This is a genomic window from Clostridium pacaense, from assembly GCF_020709765.2.
Lineage (GTDB): Bacteria > Bacillota > Clostridia > Lachnospirales > Lachnospiraceae > Enterocloster > Enterocloster hominis.
Genome location: NZ_JAJFEB020000023.1, coordinates 1 through 15,472, shown reverse-complemented (window position 1 = coordinate 15,472; position 15,472 = coordinate 1). Strand labels below are relative to the sequence as shown.

Below are 15,472 nucleotides of genomic sequence, written 5' to 3'. Positions count from 1 at the left end.
CTTGCTAATATTTGTTGAACAAAGGCGCCTACGGGGATTCCCAGTAATAAATCCCATCCTCCTTGGAACGGATGGCGAAGTCCGTGTCATACAGGTATTCGAGACAGGAAAATGTCTTGCTGATCACCATCTTAAGCTTGATGAACTCCGCCTCATCCCTTGGCACGGACTCCATGCCATAAGCCAGGCATGCCACCTCCTTGGTGGTCATCCTGTGATGGCCATGGTCCAGGATATGCTTAATCAGGTCCGTCTTGTCAAGATAGGCAAACACAATCCGGTTCACCACCCGCTTCACATCCGCCACCGGAAGCTTATGGGCCGGCAGCACCAGGCAGTCCGCATACTCATGCTTAAAATGCTCCAGAGATTCAAAATACCCCATCAGCAGGTGCTCATCCGGGTAGGTGGTACCCACAATGGGGACAATCCCGTCAATGACCTGGTCCGCGCAGAACAGTATCCTGCGGTTCTTTTCATAAAGCCCCAGCTGCCCGAAGGTATGTCCCTTAAGGGGCACTGCCTCAAAATCATATCCTCCATAGGAAAGGATCTGCCCCGCCTTCACAGGCGTATAGGAAAATCCCGGAATCTCAAATTCCCAGCCCTTGTGCTCGCTGACCCGCCGGTTCACTTCCATGAACATGTTCCAGACCTCGGGCGTCCCTTCCTCTGTCACGCCCACGGCCCTCAGCACCTCTGGCTGGTCCTCTTTCGAACCATGGCTGTGGTTATAGTACAGGCAGTCATAGCAATGCCTGTCTTCCTGGGGGTTCATGAACAGCCTGGCCCCCCGCTCCGCATAGACGCTGGCCAGCCCGCAGTGGTCATGGTGCTTGTGGGTCAGGAAAATATCCAGCTTATCATACGTAATCCCAAGGCTTCCCATGGCTTCCTCCATGGTTTCCAGGCACTGCCTTTTCCTGAAACCGGCATCCACCATCAGGCTGCGCTCCCCTTCCCTGCCGGGAATGAGGAAAATCTTTATCTCATCAATGCTTTTCTGATTGCTGTGAAGCACCACTTCATAGATACCCGGTGCGCGTTCCAACATATCTGCCACCTGTCTTTCTGTCACGATTTTTCTGTCATTGTCCGGGGAGGATCATTTAAGCGCCGCCTTTTTGCCGTCCTTGCCACACACCAGGCAATCACGGTCCCCAACGCCGCTCCTGCCAGCACATCCGTGGGGAAATGCACAAACAGATACAGCCTGGAAAATGCAATCAGCACAGCCAGCATCAAGGCCGGTATCCCCCACTTCCTGTTAAACATGAAAACAGTAACCGCCCCTTCAAAGCTAACCATGGAATGCCCGGATGGAAATGAAAAATCCCTGGGAACCTGGACCAGCAGCTGTACCGACGGATCCAGCCAGCAGGGACGCTGTCTGGCAGCCATGTTCTTAAGGGCCACATTCCCCAGAAGGAAACCGATACCGATGGATACCAGCATGCACCCGCCCATCATCCTGGTCCTTGGGACCGCAAAAAGCACGGCGGCCAGCAACAGCCAGAATATGCCATGGTCCCCCAGGGATGTGATGAAGGTCATAAGCCCATCAACCAGCGGAGTGTGCAGCTCCTGCAGTAAATATAAAAAACGGAATTCGATTTTGTCCACCTCTCTCTGACCGCTGAAGCTCATGCAATGCAGTTCTAAAAATAATGTCCCCTGTTCGTACCATTATATCCCACTGCCTATAAATTTGCAATATGTTAATATTTTCACAATTTAGTGCATTCTAATCGAAATAACTTGCATTTTTATAAAACTATGATAAAATCCCTAACTAAAGCATGGTTGGAAAACGCATTAGGATGTATTTTTCCGAAACCGCAAAAAGAGGGAGCGTATGAGTATGAAATCGACGAGTGTCAAGGAGTTTCTGAAACGAAAAAATGTGAACATCACCGTACAGACCTATCTGATTGATGCGCTGGGAGCCATGGCCTTCGGCCTTTTTGCATCCCTGCTCATCGGGACCATCTTCGGTACCCTGGGCCAGCAGTTCGGTATTGAAATCTTCAACGTGATTGCAGACTATGCCAAAAGCGCCACAGGCGCTGCGCTGGGAATCGCCATTGCCCATGCCTTAAAGGCACCGCAGCTGGTACTGTTCTCCGCAGCCACCGTGGGAATCGCCGGCAACACCCTGGGCGGCCCCGTAGGCGCCCTGGTGGCCACCATCGTGGCGGCGGAGCTTGGCAAGATCGTATCCAAGGAAACCCGCCTGGACATCATCGTGACTCCCGGCGTCACCATCATCTCCGGCGTGCTCATTGCCCAGTTTGTAGGTCCCGGGGTTGCCGGATTCATGGACTGGTTCGGCAACCTGGTCAAGACCGCCACGGAAATGCAGCCCTTCATCATGGGTATCCTGGTTTCAGCCCTTATCGGCATTGCCCTCACCCTCCCCATCAGCAGCGCGGCCATCTGCATCGCCCTTTCCCTGGACGGACTTGCGGGGGGCGCTGCCACGGCGGGCTGCTGTGCCCAGATGATCGGCTTCGCAGTCATGAGCTACCGGGAGAATAAGATTGGCGGCCTGATGGCCCAGGGGCTTGGCACCAGCATGCTTCAGATGGGCAACATCGTCCTGAACCCGCGCATCTGGATACCTCCCACACTGGCATCCATGATAACCGGACCCATTGCCACCATGGTCTTCCGTCTCCAGAACATCCCTGCCGGTTCAGGCATGGGCACCTGCGGCCTGGTAGGCCCCATCGGGATCTATACCGCCATGGGAGGCGGTTCCAGTATGTGGATTGGAATCCTTATGGTGTGCTTTGTGCTTCCTGCAGTCCTTACTTTTATCTTTGGTGAGATTTTAAGGAAGATGGGATGGATCAAAGAAGGGGATCTGAAGCTGGACCTTTAGAAATAGGAACCACTGCCGTCCGGCAGGGATATGAACAGACAGGAAGACAGGAATCCGCCGGACGGTGGGTTCCTGTCTTCCTGTCTGTTTTATGACATCTTTCCATGGTAATTCCTTTCATCATTTCTTTCAGGCATCACCTTTCACCGCCTTTGCCCGGAAGCCTATTCCTTCCAAGCCGACCTGTAAATCTGGACCGTACTGTAAATGTGGGATTCCAGCGCCTTCCTCAGTCCATCCACATCACACAGCAGCAGCTGGTCCACTATCTCCGTGTGCTGGTTCTGTACCTGGCGCAGGGTCTCCGGGGTGTGGCAGCCATATCCTGCGAACATGCAGGAGTGGGCATTCAGGCTGTTGTACATATTCATGATCTGCTGGTTGCGGCTGCATCTGACCAGTTCCGTGTGCAGCATGCGGTCATGCTCGGTGAGGAGGTTGAAGTTCTCTTTTGTAAAATCCGCAATGCACTTGCCGTATTCGCGGTTGGAGATATCCAGTATGTCCTGGATATGCTTTACAAAATCCTCGTCATGGCGTACGCGCTCCACTGCAGGCACGGCGCAGAACTGCTCTATCATCAGGCGCGCCTCCCAGTTGTCCTTCATGTCTTGGAAGTTAAAGGTCCGCACCTTCATGCCGCACTTTGGTATGGATACCACAAGGCCCGTTGCGACCAGCTGGTTAAGCGCCTGTTTAACCGGGGTCTCGCTGGTCCCGAATTCCTCGCAGAGCAGACGTACGGTAAGGCGGTCCCCTGGCTGATATTGTTGATTCTGAATCTTTGCCCTGATTTTCTGTGCCACCTCATCCGCAAGCAGCTCAGGTCCTTCATGCCTCTTTCCCATGTGGCAACTCTCCCCTGCAGCACTGGACCTTATTGAATCTTAATTCCAGTTATTTTACATCATTATAATATATTTTTCCAATTTCGTCCAGTCCAGCTCAACCCCCAAACCATCCCCCTGGGGGACGTAAAAGTTCATATGGCGGTCTGCCTGGAACGGCTCTTTGACAATGTCTGTCTTCAGAGGATTGGGATTCTCCTCGGATTCCATCATTTCCGTATTGGCCATGGATGCCGCCAGGTGCAGGCTGGCCCCAAACAGCACGGCGGAACCAAAGCAGTGGAGGGAAACCTTCCGTCCGGCCGCCTCTCCCATGGCGCCAATCTTGCGGCACTCCGTGAATCCTCCCGCCCAGCCGATGTCGGGCTGCAGGATATCAACCGCATCCATGCGCACCATGGTTTCAAAATTCTTCAGCCCCTGCTGTGTCTCACAGCCCGCCACCAGTATGTCAGGCAGCTCCCTGGAAATCCGCTGCATCCCCTCCAGGTCCTCAAAGGGAACCGGCTCCTCCAGCCAGCACACACCCAGGCGGTGCAGCTCCGGCCCGGCCTGGATGGCCGTATAGGAATCCCAGGACGCATTGGTATCCACAATCAGGCGGCCCGGCCCAAGGATCTCCCTGGCTGTCTCCATGCGCCTGATATCCTCTTCCACGGTCACGCTGTATTCCTGGTTCGCCATGTAACGCAGCGGGGAACCGGGACGGTCCAGGTTGCGCCCAATCTTGATTTTAGCATCCTGATAGCCTTTTTCCATATATCCCTCAAGTTCTGCCCTCAGCCCGTCAATCCCTTTGCCCGGTGCATAAAAACCTCCGCTGGCATAGGACGGTACCGTATCCGAACACGCGCCCAGAAGCTTATACACAGGCATATGGCAGATTTTTCCCAACAGATCCCAGAGTGCAATGTCAATACCGCTGATTGCTCCCATTACCATGCTTCTGCGGCCATGGGCAATGGTGCGCCAGTACATGGTGTTCCAATGCAATTCAATCCGCGCCGGGTCCTGGTCAACCAGGATGGGGGCCAGCTGCATTTCCACAATGTACTTCATGACAGCCAGCGGGGCCCCGTATGTAAATGCCTCACCGATTCCGTAATATCCGGAGTCAGTCTCTATCCTCACAAGAAGCGCCTGTCTGGCAGCAGAGGTTGACAGGGCGTCACTGATGGGGGAACAGGTACAGCCCAGGGGGATTCCTTTTACTGCTGTGATTTTCATGGTAATTTCCTCTTCTTTCTTAATAGATACAATATCAAAACACATCCCGGAGAGCCATCATCACACGCTCATCCCCAACAGGGTGGGGAACCACAGGCTTAACTGGGGGACAAAGGTAACCAGCAACAGGGCTGCCAGAAGGGCGCCCAGCCACGGCACCAGGGCTTTGGAAAACCTTCCGATGGAAATATGGCCAATCTTGCTGATGACAAAAAGGACCAACCCAAACGGAGGAGTCAGAAGCCCGATCATCAGGTTCAGCACCATGACAATGCCAAACTGGGTCAGGTTGATGTCATAGGCAGCCAGAAGCGGAAGGATCAGCGGAACCACAATGGTAATGGCCGACGCAGTCTCCAGAAAGCAGCCGATGATCAGCAGGAACACGTTGATGATGATTAACAGCGTGAACTTATTGGACACGATGCTGGTCATGGAAGCCAGTATCATCTGCGGGATCTTGGCCCTGGTCGCCACATAGCCAAAGAAGGTGGCGCCTGCTATGATCAGGGCAATGGTGAGGGAATCCCTTACGGTCTCCCGCAGGATGGCGATGAATTTCTTCATGGTCAGTTCACGGTAAACGAATACATCCAGCACAAGGCTGTAAAGCACCACGATGGCAGCGCTTTCGGTGGGGGTGAACACGCCGCCGTAGATGCCCACCAGCAGGATGAAGGGGGCCATGAGCGGAAGGATACCTTCCCTCAGCGCGTGGAAAAACTCCCTGGCAGTGGGGAATTTGGTCCTGGGATAATGACGCCTGACCGCATAGATGGTGACGACCACCATCATGATGAATGCCATTACAATGCCAGGTACGATTCCAGCCATGAACAAAGCCCCAACGGATGCGCCGGACACGGTGGCATATACCACCAGTGGGATGCTTGGGGGTATGATCGGGCCCAGCGTGGAGGAAGCGGCTGTTACACAGCATGAAAAGTCATTGTCGAATCCATTTTCATTCATGGCCCTGATTTCGATGGCCCCCAGCCCGCCGGCATCCGACACGGCGGTGCCGGACATCCCGGCAAAAATCACGCTGGACAGGATATTCACATGGCCCAGGCCTCCCGGAAGCCAGCCCACCACCTTCATACAGAACGCAAACAGCTTCCTCGTTATCCCGCCCGTATTCATCAGCTTGGCGGCCAGAAGGAACAGGGGGATTGCCAGCAGGGTGAATGAGTTGGTACCTGTATACAGATATTGGCTTAGTATACTCCACTTCATTCCGGTGGTAGCCATCATCAAAGCACAGCCGGTAAGGGCCATGCTGATATATACCGGGACCTTTAACAGGAACAGGGCCAGCATGCAGATCAGGATTACAATTATAATAAGTTTCATATGCCCAGGTCAACCTCCTTTTCTTCCTGCAAAGCCTTTTCTTTTGCTTCTGCGTTAATATCCATGGTCTGGGGTTTTCCAAGGATGGCGGCTCCTGCTTTTATGATTGAGACAACCAGCATGCAGCCAAAGGAAAACATGAACGCATAGTAAAGCCAGTTCATTTTTATCCATGTCATGGAAACAGCGGTGACGCCCTGGTTGCTTCCTGTAAATGTAATCAGGCTGCGGATACAGAACACGCTGAAGACCGCTGTGAGGGCACTGACCAGGATGCTGATGATCCTCTGTGCTGCCTGGGGAAGCATATTCACAACCATATCAACAGCAATGTCCGCTCCCTCTGTCAGCGCCAGCGGCGCCCCAAGGAAGATAAGGAGACTGAAGCTCAGCCTTGAAAGCTCCTCTGTAAAATTCTGTCCAATGGTAAGCAGACGGCAGGAAATCTGGATACACATGCAGGCCAGGATTAAAAGCAGAAGGAATACACAGACGGTTTCCACTATTTTAAGATAACAGTGTGCGATTTTTTTGAACATGCGGGAAGACCTCCTTGATGAAACCAGCCGGGTAACAGGGCCAAAATACTGCCCGCTGCCCCGGCCGGATTGTCCTGTTATTTTGCGTAGCTCATGACCTCGTCATATGTAGATACAGTCCATTTTGTCTCAAACTGCTGCTTGTAATAATCCGTCAGGGCATCGCGGAATGCATCACGGTCCACATCCACTAACGTCATGCCTCCGTCCAGGCAGTCCTTCTTGTACTGCTCCCTGTTTTCCTTGGCCAGCTGGTCCGCATAGGCCAGGTCCTTAGCCGCACAGTCATTCAATACCTGCCTCTGGCTGTCGCTCATGGAATCGTACAGGTCCTTGTTGATGAACAATCCCACAAACTCATATACATGGTCTGTCTCAGCAATATTCTTCTGCACCTCATAAAGCTTCAGGGTATCCATCTGCTCATAGCCGCCCTCGCAGGCCTCTGCCACCTTGGTCTGCAGGGCCGTATAAAGTTCACTCATGGCAACCGTGGTGGAACTTACATTCAGCGCGCTCCATGTATCCACGTACACGGTCATGCCTGGAAGACGGAGTTTTAATCCGGCTACATCGGCCGGGGACTTCACTTCCTTGTTGGAAGCCAGTTCACGGACATCCCTCTGGTGCCAGCCCAGGGTCACGAAACCATTTTCTTCATAGCGTTCTTTCAGTTTATCACCAATCCCGCTGTCCAGCAGGGCTTTCAGGTGGGCTTCGTCCTTAATCAGGAACGGGCAGTCCAGGAAGGTGTATTCAGGTGCGTAAAGATCCAGTCCCTCCAATCCGGTCATGGCCATGTCCAGGTCCCCGCTGGCCACGGAGGAATAGTTGTCGGAAGCGCTTCCCAGGGTCCCGTCTGCAAAAAGGCTGATGTTGATGGTGCCGCCGGACTGCTCCGCCACATCTGCCACAAACTGTAGAAGGGCCATTCCGGCCGGACCATCGGACGCATAGGCCGTGGCCAGGTCGATGTTAAAGGTCTTGTCATCCTGCGAGGCTGCATCTGATGAAGCCGCGGCCCCTTCACTTTTCTGTCCTGCCGCCTCTGAGGTCCCTGCCGCTTCCTGTCCGGCTGCGGATGTAACCTGGGAGGATGTCCCTGAACCGCCGCATCCGGTCAGACCGGCTGCCAGTACGGTACAACAAAGTAACGCCATGATTTTTCTTGATTTCATAATGATTCTCCTTTGCTTTTTCGGTGTTGATTCCCCGACCCATGTTGTTTGTAAATATTAGGTCTAATTTTGTTTCATGGGATTATTATATAAATTTATTGCCACTGTGTCTATATGCAATATTCATTAAATTTTAGGTCTAATATTATGCAGATATTACAATAATAATTGATATCATTAACTATTCTCATTGGTTTACGCATTAAATTAGACCTGATATTGCATGACATGTTAGTAAGTTTTCTCGCTTTTATATTAGGTCTAATATTAAAAATCAAAGCATCAAAAAAGAGAGGCTGAAAAACTGGCCAGCATCGTTTTTCAGCCTCCCTCATTTGAATTTCCATTTTCAGATCATATCAATCATCCAGTCAGTCCTTTGCCATCCCCGTCACTCCGCCAGCTCAATCCTGATGTTCTTCATGGAAGCCTCATACTTCCTGAACGCGCACTTGCCGCACATCTTGGCTGCAAACAGCGCTACATCCGCCTTATGGTAAAGGTCATCGAAATCCGTCCCCTGCTCCGGGACCATGACATAGCCCGCCGAAAGGGAGAATACGATATCGCGTCCTCCCCCGCGGCGTGTCATGGACATTTCATCCACAATCCTGACCAGCTTTGCCTCCACATCCTTTTCGCTGATATTCTTGCACAGGACGATGAACTCATCCCCTCCAATACGGCATACGATGTCATCGCTGCGGAAATAACTTTTCAGCTTTCTTGCATTCTGGACAATCATGGTATCCCCAAAATCATGTCCAAACACATCATTGGCCAGCTTAAAATTATCCAGGTCAAACATGATCAGGGATGATGGATTCCGTGTTCCCTGGGCCAGGTAAGCCTGTATGGCCGGTATGGCGGACTGGCGGTTTAAAAGCCCGGTCAGGGGGTCTGTGGAGGCCATCCTTGTCAGCATCTGGCTTTGCAGCCTGGTCTCGGTAATATCCGTGGTATATCCCACCACGACCACCGGGGTATTGTCTTCATCCACCAGCGTCTGGGCCGCTGTCCTGAACCACACCATGGAATCGTCCTTTGCAGCCACAGGGAATTCAAAAACAAGGGTCTCCCCGCTCCGGTCCGTGCGAAGCTTTTCATTAAAGGCATGTAACGCCTGCCTGTATTCACCGGGAATGCATGTCAGGGTTTCCAGGCATTGGGACAGGCCGCGTATGACGTTCCCCGCCTCCCTTCTCCTGCTGCAGAAATACTTCATGAAGTTTGAATCCGTCACATTGGTCAGTACCAGGGTATCCTGTCTGAGATCCCACTCCCAGCTGTTAATATCAGCCAGCCTGAGGATGGATTCCTGTTTCCGTCCCAGAAGGTCCAGCTCCATCCTTTTCTCCTGTATACCGGTCACATCCTTGTAATTAAACAGGTAAATGGTTTCATTGACCGTACGCTCCACGGACATGGCCTCTGTCCTGATCCACATACGCCTGCCGCCCCTGCACAGGAACGGTGATATATGTACAAAGCTTCCGCCTTTTTCCGACATTTCCCTGATTTCGCGGAGCAGGGTTTCAAATCCATGGCCCGTCTGTCCCTTCAGATATCCTCCGTCCTTTAAAAGTTCCAGATACCCTTCCCTGGAATAGCCCATGGTCCGTGCCAGCCCGTCAGCAATGATTTCATGTTCAAACCTTCCGTCATGGCAGCTGACAAGGACAAAATCCTCCGGCACATGGGCCAGAAGCAGCTGAAGACGCTCCCGCAGGGTTACCAGCTCCGTCACATCCAGGACCACTCCCTGGAAGAATTCATTTCCCTCATACATCATGTGCCTGCTTTGGTCAATGACCCAGATATATCCCCTGGCTGCCTTCATCCGGTACTCCATATTATAGGGTTTTTCGCTGCTGGTAAGGAAGTTCACCCCTCTTTGCACCTTGTCCCTGTCATCCGGATGCACCATATTTATGAATTTGTCATCAAACAGTTCCTTAATCTGCTCCCTGGTATATCCGAATATTTCCAGGAAACGGTTGCTTATGTATGTGAAATCAAAATCACTGTTCTTGGCACAGCGGTGGTATCCCCCCGGCATGTCGTTGTTAAGGAAATTCAGTTCCCCATTCCTCTGTTTCAGGCTGCTGTTGCTCTCCAGCAGGAGACGCTGGGCCTCCATGGTCTCAGAGATATCCGTACACGCGCTGACAATCGCAAGCCTCCCGTCCTCTGCCTCGATTACACGGCCCTTATCCAGGGTCCAGAACCAGGTCCCGTCCTTTTTTGGCATCCTGTAGGTGGTGGTATACTCCAGCCCTGCGTAATATTCCGGTCCAATATCCTTCCCCACCCGCATCCGGTCATCGGGATGGATGGTATTGACCACCTGATAATCAATTGCTTCCGCCAGTTCATCAAATGTCTCATAGCCCAGAAGCCGTACCATCTCATGGTTGGCAAAATACAGCGGGAATCCATCCTCACAGTATCCGCCAATCATGCCGCCTGGCGTCATCTGTGCAAATATGGACGCTGCCACACGGCGGTTATCCTCTGCCAGCTGCATGAAGGACTCATCCTTCTCAGAGATGTGGACCACGGCAGATAAGGCCCTCTGGGAGGCCTCCAGCATCTGTTCCCGGCGCCGCTGCTCCGTAATATCGGACACCGCGCCGTAAAACAGCTTCCGTCCATCCTGCTCCCTGAGGAAGAACACGCGCAGATGCATCCACATATAGGTGCCGTCCCCTCTTCTGCGGCGCAGGTCCCCTTCCGCCCCTTTCAGCGGATTATCATATGCCTGGGTAAATATGCCAAAGGCAGACTCCCTGTCCTCTTCCCTGGTATCCTTAAGGATGGATTTCCTCTGTTCCTCCAGTTCCACTGCGTTGGTGCCTGTAAGCGCGCAGTACTGTTCATTTACCCGCAGCAGCTCCAGCTGCCCGTCATATACCTCGTAGAATGCAACAGCGCCCAGTATGTTATTCATCATGGCATCGCTGGCAATATCCTCTTCCAGCATGTCCTTAAGCCTTACACGTTCAATCTGTTTTGCCCTGATTCCCCGGAAGTCTATGTTATCCTCATCCGCCAGAAGGGGTTCGAATACCTCTATGGGCATGGGATGGAAGAAATAATACCCCTGTCCATAGGTGCATCCCATGTTCATCAGGAAATCAATCTGCTCTTTTGTCTCAATCCCTTCCGCGATTATGCGCAGCCCCATGATATTGGCCAGCCTTGTGACTGCCTCCAGGATTTCCACGCCCTTGCCCATGGACCTGCCATCCATCTCAAGGAATTTCATGTCAATCTTGAGCACGTCCACATTGACATCCTTCAGCATGTTAAGTGAGGAATAACCGCTTCCAAAGTCATCCATCAGGACAGTAAAACCAGCCTCCCGCAGTGATTCCACCACGCCGGTAATGACATTATACTCTTCCACATAAGCGCTTTCTGTAATCTCCACTTCCAACAGACGCGGTTCAATGGCATATCTGTCTGCCAGCTCCTTAAACACAGCGGCCACATCCACTGCATAGATATCCATCCTGGAAACATTGACCGATATGGGGACCGGACGGTGTCCCCTGTCAATCCATCTGCGCAGTTTCCGGCAGACCTCTTCCCAGATGAACAGGTCCAGCTTGGTAATCAGGCCGTTATTCTCTAAAAGCGGGAGGAATACGCCGGGAGGAATCAGCCCCCTGACCGGATGGTTCCAGCGCACAAGGGCTTCCAGCCCCACGATCTTGCCCGTACTCAGGTTACACTTGGGCTGTGCGTAAAATAAGAATTCCCCATGGTCCAGCCCCTTCTGCACCTCGGACAACAGCTTATGGTTTTCCTCCATCTCCCGCATCATACGGCTGTCATACCGGCACAGCCTCCTGGCGTAGCTTCCCTTCACCGATGCCAGGGCTATGCACGCCCTGTCGTACATGGTGCTGATGGACAGGGATCCGTCCTCAATACCATAGATTCCAAAGGCAGGCAGGAAACCGGCCGTTCCCCCGCTCTGCCTTACATACGTCATGATCCGGTTCTGCAGTTCCCCGATGGCTTCCCTGTCATCCGGGATGATGATGACAAAATCATCCCCTCCCATATATCCTGCAATCCCGTTGTATGAAGTCTCAATATCCTTAAGGTGGCCGCCAATCCTGGCCAGAAGCCTGTCCCCTTCCTCCTGTCCGTACCATTCATTAAACAGCTTGAAATGCTCTATATCAACCGCTGCCAGACAGTATGACCCGTTCTTTTTGGAAAGGAATTCCTGGGCGCGCTTAAGGAACACGGTCCTTCTAAGCAGTCCGGTCAGATGGTCAAACTCCCCGTCCCTTGAGGCCAGCATCCTCTTTATCTCATCTTCCCTGGATTTCTGTTCGCTGATATCCTGGATAAAGCACATCACGGTCTCATCATCATTGGAACCGCGCTTAAGGGGTACCACAATCTGGGACACCCAGGTATAGGCGCCATTCAGGCGCAGCCTCCTGAACTGTCCCTTGAGCGCCGCGTTATCCCCCTCATGCTTCAGGCATTCACTGATTGTATCCCTGTTCCAGAATTCCCGGAAGGAACCAGCATCATCCGGATGGACCATGCGCCCCGCCACTTCCTCAAGCATCCGGCTAAGCTTTCCTTCCATGCCGTGGATTACATACTTGTCCTCCACATGATACAGAAGACGGTAGCTGTCCCTGGTTAGATTCAGCTCATACAGCTCGTCATATGCAGATATATTGGTCAGGCTGTAAAACAGGTTCTTATTCCCCTCACGGATCTCGCGCACTAGGACCATGTTGCATGTGCCCTTTCCAGGCCACTCAATCCGGCCAGTCCCTACCTCCAGCCACTTCTGGACCACCTTATTATAGAATACCACCGCCTCGTCACCCTCCTGGTTAAAGGGACAGCGTGCGCATGGCCTCACTTCCTGGCACAGCTTCTCATAACATATGTCACCGCACTGCAGTTCCGGGAACTTATCCCGAAGGGTTGAATTAAAATGTACAATCCGGTAATTGTCATCAATAATATAAATACTGGTTTCGTTGCTGCTTTTCACCGTGTTCATGCACAACCTCTTTTCCCTAATCTGCCAGGGCGTGTTTGAAAATTCATTCCCTAACACTTATGGTACCATTATATTCTTTTTTCAGCATCCCCGTCAACCAGAGAATCTTCTTTCAGGCCCCTGGAGCGTGTTTGATAATTGCTTTCCGTCGGCTGTGCGTCCCACTTTGTGGGAGATTTGGTCCCGATGATGGAGGCGTAGCGGGCTACGCTGACTGAATCGGGGCCAAATATACCGCGAAGTGGGGCGTGCTTTGTCCTAAGGGGGTACCTCTGGTGGATTCCTTAGGGCAGACGGCGGGAATGAATTTTCAAACACGCTCCAGTACGGAAAAAGGATTCCCGGCCATTACTGATGGGAATCCTTTTATGTCATACTTCATCCGAGTACTTCTTCAGATGGTTCAATATGGTCTTTTTATAATCCAGGAACACGTCCGTCACCTGAAAATCCCTTGCCCTTGGTTTCGGCTCCTTCACCACGATTTCCCCGGTTATGGTGCCCGGCTTTCCTGTCAGCAGGTATATCCGGTCAGACAGGAGCACTGCCTCGTCAATGTCATGGGTAATGAACAGGGTGGAAAGGCGGATCTGCTCCATCACGTCCAGATACCATTTGTGGACCGACTGTTTGGTAAGCATGTCCAGGGCGGAGAAGGGCTCATCCAACAGCGCCACGCTGCCGGAAAAAAGATAGGTCCTAAGAAGCGCCGCCCTCTGGCGCATCCCGCCTGAGAGCTGGGCCGGATACTTCTTCTGGGTTCCCTCCAGGCCGAATCCTGCAAAATACTCCCCTGCCTGCTGTCTGGCCTCCTTTTTCTTCACGCCCTTGATAATCAGGGGAAGGGCCACGTTATCCTCAATGGTCCTGAAGGGGAACAGCAGGTCCTTCTGGAGCATATAGCTTACCCGCCCCGGGCATCCTGTTATATCCTCCCCTTCCATCACCACCCGCCCCTCATCCGGGGTGCTTAAGCCTGCAATGATGTTGAACAGGGTGGTCTTACCGCCACCGCTGATGCCTAACAGCGATACCAGTTCCCCCTTGTGCAGTTCAATGGAGATATCCCGGATGACCGGTTCCCCGTCAAAGGATTTGGATACCCCCTCAACCTTCAGCTGTGCCATGTATTCCTCCCGTCCCTTTGCCACGCCTTCCCTCTATCCGGATCAGGCCGTGTCTAAAAATCCGTTCCCGTCATCCGTCCTTTGGCAGATATTCATTGGAAAAGCCTGTATTTTCCTCAATCGGCGTCTCCGTCAGCCCATTCTTGGACAGCCAGTCATAATATGCGTTCCAGCGTTCCGGGGAAATGTATCCCCACTGCGCTGCATCTGCCTGATACTTATCAGCCAGGTAAATCTGGCTTGCCTTTATAAGTTCCGGGTCCAGCTCAGGCGCCGCCTTGCAAAGGATGTCCGCCGCCGCCTGCGGGTCCCTGGCCGCATCCATATATCCCCGGCTCACTGCTTCCATAAACGCCTTTGCCGTGTCGGGTTCATTTTCCAGGAAATCATTATTGGCAATGATGACCGGGGTGTAAAAATCAAATACGGGATCCACGTCTGCAAATGCAAAATAATCGGTTTCCAGTCCTTCCAGCTCCGTCTTCACCCCGGCCCAGCCATAAAAGATCCAGATGGCGTCCACTGATTTCGTCTTAAGGGCAGTCACCTCATCCGTAACCATGCTGGGAATCAGCTTAACCTTATCAAAATCCCCGCCGTCCGCTTCCACAACCTCCCGGATAGTGGCCTTTTCAATGGGAAGGTCCCAGGTGGCATACTGTCTGCCTTCCAGTCCCCTGGGCCTGTCCATCCCCTCCCCCTTCCGGGAAATGATGCCGGATGTGTTGTGCTGGATGACCGCCGCAACCGCTGTCACCGGAAGCTTATTTCCGCCTGAAAACGCAGGCGCCAGGCTGTCCTGAAAGGACATGGCAAACTGCGCCTTGCCGGACGCGGCCAGCACCTCCGCGCCGTTTTCCGGTGGCTGCACCATGGTCACATTAAGCCCGGCATCCTTAAAATATCCTTTTTCCTGGGCCACATATAAGCCTGTGTGGTTGGTATTGGGCGTCCAGTCCAGTACAAAGGTAATCTCCTTAAGGGACTGTTCCTTCCGGTCACCCGCCGCCTGACTGCTCCTGCCGGATGCTCCCGCGCACCCGGTCAGGGCAATTCCAAGCAATGCCGCTGCCAGAATCACTGTATATGTTTTTTTCATCTGTTCCTCCTCCTGCCTGTCCCGTCCAGGCATCCTGTCCCATGGCATAATCATCTGTCCCTGGCGCCGTTGTCCCATGGCATGATCATCTGTCCTTGGCGCCGTTGTCCCATGGCATGATCATCTGTCCTTGGCGCCGTTGTCCCATGGCATGATCATCTGTCCTTGGCGCC

General features: G+C 52.7%; 12 protein-coding genes and 1 pseudogene. 2 read left to right on the top strand and 11 right to left on the bottom strand.

The features are described from left to right. Positions 1–28: 28 nt before the first annotated feature. Positions 29–1,054: an MBL fold metallo-hydrolase gene (locus tag LK536_RS54030; RefSeq protein ID WP_008722579.1), complete on the bottom strand. Its 1,026-nt coding sequence runs from the start codon at positions 1,052–1,054 to the stop codon at positions 29–31. A gap of 20 nt (positions 1,055–1,074) precedes the next feature. Next, on the bottom strand, positions 1,075–1,623 hold the full coding sequence (locus LK536_RS54025; RefSeq protein WP_008722577.1) for a phosphatase PAP2 family protein: 549 nt from the start codon (positions 1,621–1,623) through the stop codon (positions 1,075–1,077). A 232-nt stretch (positions 1,624–1,855) separates the two neighbouring features. Between LK536_RS54025 and LK536_RS54020 the strand changes: the two genes are divergently transcribed. Then, entirely contained in the window at positions 1,856–2,884 is a 1,029-nt protein-coding gene (locus LK536_RS54020; protein ID WP_008722576.1) for a PTS sugar transporter subunit IIC, read from the top strand. Between the two features lie 164 nt (positions 2,885–3,048). On the opposite strand, the gene LK536_RS54015 is transcribed toward LK536_RS54020, so the two are convergent. The 6 genes from LK536_RS54015 to LK536_RS53990 form a co-directional block, all read right to left on the bottom strand. Continuing rightward, positions 3,049–3,732 (bottom strand): GntR family transcriptional regulator, encoded by a 684-nt coding sequence (locus tag LK536_RS54015; RefSeq protein ID WP_008722574.1) that lies wholly within the window; start codon positions 3,730–3,732, stop codon positions 3,049–3,051. 54 nt (positions 3,733–3,786) lie between these two features. Beyond that, positions 3,787–4,959, bottom strand: coding sequence for a mandelate racemase/muconate lactonizing enzyme family protein (locus LK536_RS54010; protein WP_081739030.1), 1,173 nt, complete (start codon positions 4,957–4,959; stop codon positions 3,787–3,789). A gap of 60 nt (positions 4,960–5,019) precedes the next feature. After that, positions 5,020–6,312: a TRAP transporter large permease gene (locus LK536_RS54005; protein ID WP_008722569.1), complete on the bottom strand. Its 1,293-nt coding sequence runs from the start codon at positions 6,310–6,312 to the stop codon at positions 5,020–5,022. Further along, the gene (locus LK536_RS54000; protein ID WP_025482761.1) at positions 6,309–6,851 is read right to left on the bottom strand and encodes a TRAP transporter small permease; all 543 of its coding nucleotides are present in this window, start codon (positions 6,849–6,851) and stop codon (positions 6,309–6,311) included. Before LK536_RS54000 ends, LK536_RS54005 begins: the two co-directional genes overlap by 4 nt. A gap of 77 nt (positions 6,852–6,928) precedes the next feature. Beyond that, positions 6,929–8,029, bottom strand: coding sequence for a TRAP transporter substrate-binding protein (locus tag LK536_RS53995; protein WP_227796669.1), 1,101 nt, complete (start codon positions 8,027–8,029; stop codon positions 6,929–6,931). 391 nt (positions 8,030–8,420) lie between these two features. Next, positions 8,421–13,073 carry an EAL domain-containing protein gene (locus tag LK536_RS53990; RefSeq protein ID WP_227796668.1) on the bottom strand — a complete coding sequence of 1,551 codons (4,653 nt, stop codon included), beginning with the start codon at positions 13,071–13,073 and terminating at the stop codon, positions 8,421–8,423. A gap of 59 nt (positions 13,074–13,132) precedes the next feature. On the opposite strand from LK536_RS53990, the gene LK536_RS53985 reads away from it, so the two are divergent. Then, on the top strand, positions 13,133–13,291 hold the full coding sequence (locus tag LK536_RS53985; RefSeq protein WP_329602496.1) for a DUF6783 domain-containing protein: 159 nt from the start codon (positions 13,133–13,135) through the stop codon (positions 13,289–13,291). Here LK536_RS53985 and LK536_RS53980 read toward each other — a convergent pair. The 3 genes and pseudogenes from LK536_RS53980 to LK536_RS53970 all read right to left on the bottom strand — a co-directional run. Then, positions 13,241–13,354 (bottom strand): annotated as a pseudogene (locus LK536_RS53980) (DUF6783 domain-containing protein); the annotation flags it as partial. The gene LK536_RS53985 and the pseudogene LK536_RS53980 sit on opposite strands and share 51 nt — an antisense overlap. Before the next feature lie 90 nt (positions 13,355–13,444). Beyond that, positions 13,445–14,200, bottom strand: coding sequence for an ABC transporter ATP-binding protein (locus LK536_RS53975; protein ID WP_008722536.1), 756 nt, complete (start codon positions 14,198–14,200; stop codon positions 13,445–13,447). Between the two features lie 70 nt (positions 14,201–14,270). After that, complete coding sequence (locus LK536_RS53970; RefSeq protein WP_227796667.1) at positions 14,271–15,299, bottom strand: ABC transporter substrate-binding protein; 1,029 nt, start codon at positions 15,297–15,299, stop codon at positions 14,271–14,273. Positions 15,300–15,472 lie beyond the last annotated feature (173 nt).